This window comes from Caulobacter sp. (genome assembly GCF_035254145.1).
GTDB lineage: Bacteria > Pseudomonadota > Alphaproteobacteria > Caulobacterales > Caulobacteraceae > Caulobacter.
Map to the genome: position 1 here is coordinate 1 of NZ_DATFAV010000036.1, position 7,254 is coordinate 7,254.

6 protein-coding genes are annotated in these 7,254 nt (G+C 68.2%); 5 read left to right on the forward strand and 1 reads right to left on the reverse strand.

The window, feature by feature from the left end:
• The 4 genes from VJ655_RS01770 to VJ655_RS01785 all read left to right on the forward strand — a co-directional run.
• Positions 1-846, forward strand: an 846-nt coding sequence (locus VJ655_RS01770) for a homocysteine S-methyltransferase family protein (protein WP_324097649.1), incomplete at its 5' end; no start/stop codon positions are given.
• On the forward strand, positions 846-1,037 hold the full coding sequence (locus tag VJ655_RS01775; RefSeq protein WP_324097650.1) for a hypothetical protein: 192 nt from the start codon (positions 846-848) through the stop codon (positions 1,035-1,037). The genes VJ655_RS01770 and VJ655_RS01775, both read left to right, overlap by 1 nt.
• Entirely contained in the window at positions 1,027-3,711 is a 2,685-nt protein-coding gene (gene metH, locus VJ655_RS01780; protein WP_324097654.1) for a methionine synthase, read from the forward strand. Before VJ655_RS01775 ends, metH begins: the two co-directional genes overlap by 11 nt.
• Positions 3,712-3,894: 183 nt before the next feature.
• Positions 3,895-5,340 (forward strand): GH1 family beta-glucosidase, encoded by a 1,446-nt coding sequence (locus VJ655_RS01785; RefSeq protein WP_324097651.1) that lies wholly within the window; start codon positions 3,895-3,897, stop codon positions 5,338-5,340.
• A gap of 120 nt (positions 5,341-5,460) precedes the next feature.
• Here the strand turns inward: VJ655_RS01785 and VJ655_RS01795 are convergent, their stop codons facing one another.
• On the reverse strand, positions 5,461-6,282 hold the full coding sequence (locus VJ655_RS01795) for a hypothetical protein (RefSeq protein WP_324097652.1): 822 nt from the start codon (positions 6,280-6,282) through the stop codon (positions 5,461-5,463).
• A gap of 270 nt (positions 6,283-6,552) precedes the next feature.
• Between VJ655_RS01795 and VJ655_RS01800 the strand changes: the two genes are divergently transcribed.
• Positions 6,553-7,248: a DnaJ family molecular chaperone gene (locus tag VJ655_RS01800; RefSeq protein WP_324097653.1), complete on the forward strand. Its 696-nt coding sequence runs from the start codon at positions 6,553-6,555 to the stop codon at positions 7,246-7,248.
• Positions 7,249-7,254 lie beyond the last annotated feature (6 nt).

A 7,254-nucleotide genomic window follows, 5' to 3' on the forward strand; every position in this document is an offset into this window, starting at 1 on the left:
TTCAGCGCCGGCGCCGATATCTCCGAGACCAACACCTTCTCGGGCACCACGATCGCCCAGGCCGACTATCACCTGTCGGCGCAGGACGTCTGGGACATCAATTTCGAAGGCGCCCGGATCGGCCGCTCGGTCGCCGATCGCTGGAACGCCCAGAACCCCGACAGCCCCAAGTTCATCGCCGGCTCGATCGGGCCGTTGAACGTCATGCTGTCGATGTCGTCGGACGTGAACGACCCCGGCGCGCGCAAGGTGACCTTCGACCAAGTCTACCAAGCCTACCGCCAGCAGGTGGACGCGCTGTACCAGGGCGGGGTTGATCTCTTCCTGATCGAGACCATCACCGACACCCTGAACTGCAAGGCCGCCATCAAGGCGATCCTCGACTGGCGTGACGAGGGCCACGAGGAGCTGCCGATCTGGATCAGCGGCACCATCACCGACCGCTCGGGCCGCACCCTGTCGGGCCAGACGGCCGAGGCGTTCTGGAACAGCGTCAAGCACGCCAAGCCGTTCGCGGTGGGCTTCAACTGCGCCCTGGGCGCTGATTTGATGCGCCCGCACATCGCCGAGATGGCCCGCATCGCCGACACCCTGGTCGCGGCCTATCCGAACGCCGGCCTGCCCAACGCCATGGGCCAGTACGACGAGGAGCCGCACCAGACCGGCCACGCCCTGCACGAATGGGCCAAGGACGGCCTGGTCAACATCCTGGGCGGCTGCTGCGGCACGACGCCGGACCACATCCGTCACGTGGCGGACGAGGTGCGCGGCGTTGCGCCGAGGCAGATCCCCGAGCGTCCCAAGGCCATGCGCCTGGCGGGGCTCGAGCCGTTCGAGTTGGCTTAGTGGTTCTCATATCTACATCCCTTCTCCCCTTGCGGGAGAAGGTGTCGCCGAAGGCGACGGATGAGGGGTCTCGCGGACCCTTCAGCCGCCGTCTCGCGGCGTCCATGGTCTTCAACCCCTCATCCGACCCGCTTCGCGGGCCACCTTCTCCCGCAAGGGGAGAAGGGATGACTGCTGTAACTGGATACTGAAATGCGCCCCGTCTTCGTCAATATCGGTGAGCGCACCAACGTCACCGGCTCGGCCAAGTTCAAGAAGCTGATCGTCGAGGGGAACTACCCCGAGGCGCTGTCGGTCGCGCGCCAGCAGGTCGAGGCCGGCGCCCAGGTCATCGACGTCAACATGGACGAGGGGCTGCTGGACAGCCAGCAGGCCATGGTCACCTTCCTGAACCTGATGGCCGCCGAGCCGGACATCGCCCGCGTGCCGGTGATGATCGACAGCTCCAAGTGGGAGGTGATCGAGGCGGGCCTGAAGTGCGTCCAGGGCAAGGCGATCGTCAATTCGATCTCGATGAAGGAAGGCGAGGAGAAGTTCCTCGAACAAGCCAAGCTGTGCCTGCGCTACGGCGCGGCGGTGGTGGTCATGGCCTTCGACGAGGTCGGCCAGGCCGACACCGAGGCGCGCAAGGTCGAGATCTGCGAGCGGGCCTACAACCTGCTGGTCGAGAAGGTCGGCTTCCCGCCCGAGGACATCATCTTCGACCCCAACATCTTCGCGGTGGCGACCGGGATCGAGGAGCACGACAACTACGCCGTCGACTTCATCGAGGCCACGCGGCGCATCAAGCAGATGCTGCCCTACGCCCGGGTGTCGGGCGGGGTGTCGAACGTCTCGTTCAGCTTCCGCGGCAACGAGCCGGTGCGCCGGGCGATCCACTCGGTGTTCCTGTACCACGCCATCAACGCCGGCATGGACATGGGCATCGTCAACGCCGGCGACCTGCCGGTCTATGACGACATCGACCCCGTCCTGCGCGAGGCCGTCGAGGACGTGATCCTCAACCGCCCGCAGCGCGATCCCGTCCAGACCAACACCGAGCGCCTGGTCGACATGGCCCCGCGCTACAAGGGCGAGAAGGGCGCGGCCCAACAGGTCAACCTGGCCTGGCGCGAGGGCACGGTGGGCGAGCGCATCACCCACGCCCTGGTCAACGGCGTCACCGAGTTCATCGAGGCCGACACCGAAGAAGCCCGCCTGCAGGCCGAGCGCCCGCTGCATGTGATCGAAGGCCCGCTGATGGACGGCATGAACGTCGTCGGCGACCTGTTCGGCGCGGGCAAGATGTTCCTGCCCCAGGTCGTCAAGTCGGCCCGCGTCATGAAGCAGGCCGTGGCCTGGCTGATGCCGTTCATGGAGGCCGAGAAGGAAGGCCAGGAGCGCAAGGCCGCCGGCAAGGTGCTGATGGCCACGGTGAAGGGCGACGTCCACGACATCGGCAAGAACATCGTCGGCGTCGTCTTGCAGTGTAACAACTACGAGGTCATCGACCTGGGTGTCATGGTTCCGGCCGACCGGATCCTGGAAGAGGCGAAAAAGCACCAGGTCGACATGATCGGCCTGTCCGGCCTGATCACCCCGTCTCTGGACGAGATGGTGTTCGTGGCCGCCGAGATGGAGCGCCAGGGCTTCGACATCCCGCTGCTGATCGGCGGGGCGACCACCAGCCGCACCCACACGGCGGTGAAGATCGAGCCGGCCTATCGCCGCGGCCCCACGACCTATGTCGTCGACGCCAGCCGCGCGGTGGGCGTGGTCTCGGGCCTGCTGTCGGAGGGCGAGCGCGACCGGATCATCGCGGAGACGCGGGCCGAGTATGTGAAGGTCCGTGAGCAATATGCGCGCGGCCAGACGACCAAGGCCCGCGCCTCTATCGCCGAAGCCCGCAAGCGCGCCTTCGCCATCGACTGGAAGGACTATGTCCCGCCCAAGCCGGCGTTCATTGGCGCGCGGACCTTCGAGCCGAGCCTGGCCGAGCTGGTTCCGTACATCGACTGGTCGCCGTTCTTCGCCAGCTGGGAGCTGGTGGGCCGCTATCCGCAGATCCTCGAGGACGACGTGGTTGGCCAGGCCGCGACGGACCTCTATCGCGACGCCCGCGCCATGCTGGACAAGGTGGTGGCGGAGAAGTGGTTCGGGGCCAAGGGCGTGATCGGCTTCTGGCCGGCCCAGGCCCAGGGCGACGACATCGTACTCTACACCGACGAGAGCCGGACGGCCGAGTTCTCCCGCTTCCACACCCTGCGCCAGCAGATGGACAAGGGGGAGGGCAAGACGAACGCCGCCTTGTCGGACTTCGTGGCGCCGATCGGCGCGGGCAAGGATTATGTCGGCGGCTTCGCGGTGACCGCGGGCCACGGCGAGGACGAGATCGTGGCCAAGTTCAAGGCCGCTGGCGACGACTACAGCGCCATCATGGCCAGCGCCCTGGCCGACCGTCTGGCCGAGGCCTTCGCCGAGTGGCTGCACTACAAGGCTCGTGTCGAGCTCTGGGGCTACGCGCCCGACGAGCCGGCCGACACCGAGGTCATGATCGCCGAGAAGTACCAGGGCATCCGCCCCGCGCCCGGCTATCCGGCCCAACCCGACCACACCGAGAAGGGCACGCTGTTCCGCCTGCTCGACGCCGAGGCCGCCACGGGGCTGAAGCTGACCGAGAGCTACGCCATGACCCCCGGCGCGGCGGTTTCGGGCCTCTATTTCAGCCATCCGCAGGCGCACTATTTCGGGGTCGGCAAGATCGACGCCGACCAGGTCGAGGACTATGCCCGCCGCAAGGGCTGGGACATGGTCACGGCCGAGCGCTGGCTGTCGCCGATCCTCAACTACGACCCGACCGCCCGGGCGCGCGGCGCGGCGGCTTAGCGGCGGATAGTCCTCCCCTAGCGGGGGAGGTGGCCCGAAGGGCTAGAGGGGGAAGTGCTTGAGCGCTTGTCATTTCCCCCTCCGTCGCCTCTTCGAGCCGGCACCTCCCCCGCTAGGGGGAGGATTGCCAGCCGCTCAACCCCAACGCATCCTCCCCTCAACGATAAAACGGGAGGGGACGGCATGGAACGGTCAGGCGTGAGCCGCCGGGCGCTTGGCGCCTTGGCGTTGGGCGGGGCGGCGGTGGGTCTTGCGGGATGCGAGCCGACCCACGACACCGACCTGAAGCCCAAGAGCCGGCAATTCCCCAACGACTTCGTCTGGGGCGTGGCCACCGCGGCCTTCCAGACAGAGGGCTCCCAGACCGCCGATGGTCGCGGGCCCAGCGTCTGGGATGTCTTCGAAAAGGTCCCCGGCCACGTGAAGGACGGCTCGGACGCCACCGTCGCCACCGACAGCTATCGCCGCTTCCAGGAGGACGTCGCCTTGATGTCCTCCCTGAGTCTCAACGCCTATCGCTTCTCGATCAGCTGGTCGCGCATCCTGCCGATGGGCGAGGGGGCGGTGAGCACGGCGGGTCTCGATCACTACTCCCGGCTGGTCGACGCGCTGCTGGAGATGGGGATCGCGCCGTACGCGACCCTGTTCCACTGGGACCTGCCCCAGGGGCTGCAGGCCAAGGGCGGCTGGGCCAACCGCGACACGGCCCAGCGTCTGGCCGACTACGCCCACGCCGTGGTCGAGCGGCTGGGCGACCGGCTGAAGAACTACATCATCCTCAACGAGGCGGCGGTACACGCCGTCTTCGGCCACGTTCTGGGCGAGCAGGCGCCGGGGCTGAAGGATGACAAGCTGCTGGGGCCGGTGATCCATCACATGAACCTGGGGCAGGGCCTGGCCATGCAGGCGCTGCGGGCCGGCGGCTCGGGGCTGAAGGTCGGGACCACCATGGCCCTGCAGCCTTGCCGTCCGGCCGGCGGCCCGTGGGCGCTCTGGAACCGCCTGGCGTCCGACGGGCTCGACGCCCTATGGAACGGCGCGTGGCTGGACCCCCTGTTCAAGGGGACCTATCCCAAGGCGATGGACGACTTCCTGAAAGGTGTCGTGCGCGACGGCGACCTGGCGACGATCCGCCAGCCGGTCGATTTCCTGGGAGTGAACTACTACGCCCCCGCCTATGTGCGCCTCGACCTGAACGCCCCCGGCAAGATCGCCCAGGCCGCGCCACCCAAGGGCGCGGAGCTGGACGCCTTCGGCCGTCACATCGATCCTTCGGGCCTGTTCGAGGTGCTGGACCGCGTGCGGCGAGACTACGGCGCGCCGCCGATGCTGGTCACCGAGAACGGCTGCTCGGACCCGTTCGGGACCGGGCCGGCGATCCTCGACGATCAGTTCCGCATCACCTATCTGCGCCGCCATCTGGAGGCGGTTCTGGCCGCCCGCGAGGCTGGCTGCGACGTGCGCGGCTATTTCGAATGGACGCTGATCGACAACTTCGAATGGGACCTGGGCTACACCTCGAAGTTCGGCCTGGTGGCCATGGACCGCGCGACCGGCGTGCGGACGCCCAAGGCGTCGAGCGCGTGGTTCAAGGCGTTGGCCCAGAGCGGGGTGCTGGCCGGCGCCTGAAATCCTCCCCCTGGCGGGGGAGGCGGCCGAAGGCCGGAGGGGGAAGTTCCGCTGAACTTGCCTCTTCCCCCTCCGTCGTCTCTTCGAGCCGACACCTCCCCCGCTAGGGGGAGGATTTCATCAATTCGGCTTGCAGATCAGCACGTCGCGGCCGCCGCGCTTGGCGGGGAGCAGGCTGCCGGCGCAGGGGATCGGATTGATGGGATCGACGATGATCTCGTTGCCGCCGATCGGCGGGAGCTTCTTGGCCGGCGCGGCGGCCTTGGGCTTCGGCGGAGCGCTGGTGGTCGCCGGGGGCTTGGAGGCTTCGGGCTTGGGGGTCTCGGGCTTGGACACGGCGACCGGCGCCGGCGCGGCGGCTTCGGCGGCCGGCTGGGGCGCTGGCGCTTCGGGTTGCGGCTGGCTGGCCGGTGGAGTGCCGGGGGCCTGCGCCGTGGCCGAGGCGGCGTTATAGTTCAGGGCGCGGCCCAGGATCGACGACTTCATCTCCAGCGCCTTGGCGCGCTTTTCGCAGTCGCCGGGCGGGCTCCAGCTCATCCACATCTGGGCCAGTCGCGCCTTGCCCACTGAGTCGGCGCCCTGCCAGATGGCCGCGCCGCGCTTGACCTGGGCGCCGCCATATTCCGAGATCGGACGCGGGCTGGCCTTTTCGGCCGCCGTGATCGCCGAGGCGAAGGTCTTGAGGTCCTTCTGGGCCTGGACGCGCAGCTCCGGATAGGTCTTCAGCGCCGCCTGAACGCCATCCGGCCCCGGGAACGCCTTTTCGATGCGCGTCACCTCCGGCATCACCCGATCATACAGCGAGGCGTAGCCGCCCAGGGCGCCGTAGCACCAGGCGACGTAGCCGTATTCGTCGGTGGGCGGGGCGTTGGGAGATGACTGGGCGCTGGCCTGGCCGTCCTGGGCCAGGAGGGCTAGGGCGAGAAAGAGGGCGTGCGCCATGCGGGCGGAGGTCCTTTCGAATAACCGAGCGTAGTGACTAGAGCATTTCGGTCCGGATTGGGACCGTTGCGTGGCCGTGGCGGCCAAGCGGAGCCATAACGGGCGAGGCCGCGATCGGCTCCCTCGTCGCAACCGCGAACGCTTTTGCCGCATTGCGTCGAAGTCATGTGAATGATCATTCTCAATGTGCTAGGAACGCCATGACGGCCCAATCCGCTTCGGGTCGTCCCGCGTATCCATTAACGTCCGTCGCTGGTTTTGAGGCGATCCATGAGCTTCTGGCGCAACATCGCGAGCATCGCCGCCCGGCGCTTGGACCTGGCCGACTGCACGGAGTGTCCGGGCGGTCTGCCGGGCGAGGACCCGGCCTTCTCCACGGCCGTGACGGCCCTGGGCGCCAAGCTGGCCAAGGTCGACGGCCGCGCGGACGGGCACGAGTTCGCCGCCTTCACCGAGGTGTTCCAACCCGACCCGGCCTCCGAGCCCAACATCCACCGGCTGTACGAGCTGGCGCGCCAGACCACCCACGGCTTCGAAAGCTACGCCAAGCGCCTGGCCAAGCGTTATTCCAGCTGCCCTCAGCTGCTGGAGGACGTGATCGACGGCCTGTTCCACATCGCCAAGGCCGACGGCGTGGTGACCCAGGACGAGCTGGCCTATCTGGAGCGGGTGTCGAAGTTGTTCGGCATGTCGCCGCTGGCGTTCCGCCGGCTGCGGGCCACCCATCTGGGCGTCGGCGCCGACGACCCTTACGCCATCCTCGAGGTCCCGGCCGACGCCGACGACGCCACGGTGCACAAGGCCTGGAAGATCGCCCTGACCAACGCCCACCCCGACCGCGCCCGGGCGCGCGGCCTACCCACCGAGTTCATCGAGGTGGCCGAGGCCAAGGCCGCCGCGATCAACGCCGCCTTCTCGACGGTCATGCGCGAGCGCCGGGAGCTGGGGCTGGCGGTGGCGGGCTGAGCCGAG

Excerpts from the sequence above, each read along its gene's own strand:
- VJ655_RS01785 (WP_324097651.1), top strand. The coding sequence starts at position 3,895 with ATGGAACGGTCAGGCGTGAGCCGCCGGGCGCTTGGCGCCTTGGCGTTG.
- VJ655_RS01795 (WP_324097652.1), bottom strand. The coding sequence starts at position 6,282 with ATGGCGCACGCCCTCTTTCTCGCCCTAGCCCTCCTGGCCCAGGACGGC.
- VJ655_RS01800 (WP_324097653.1), top strand. The coding sequence starts at position 6,553 with ATGAGCTTCTGGCGCAACATCGCGAGCATCGCCGCCCGGCGCTTGGAC.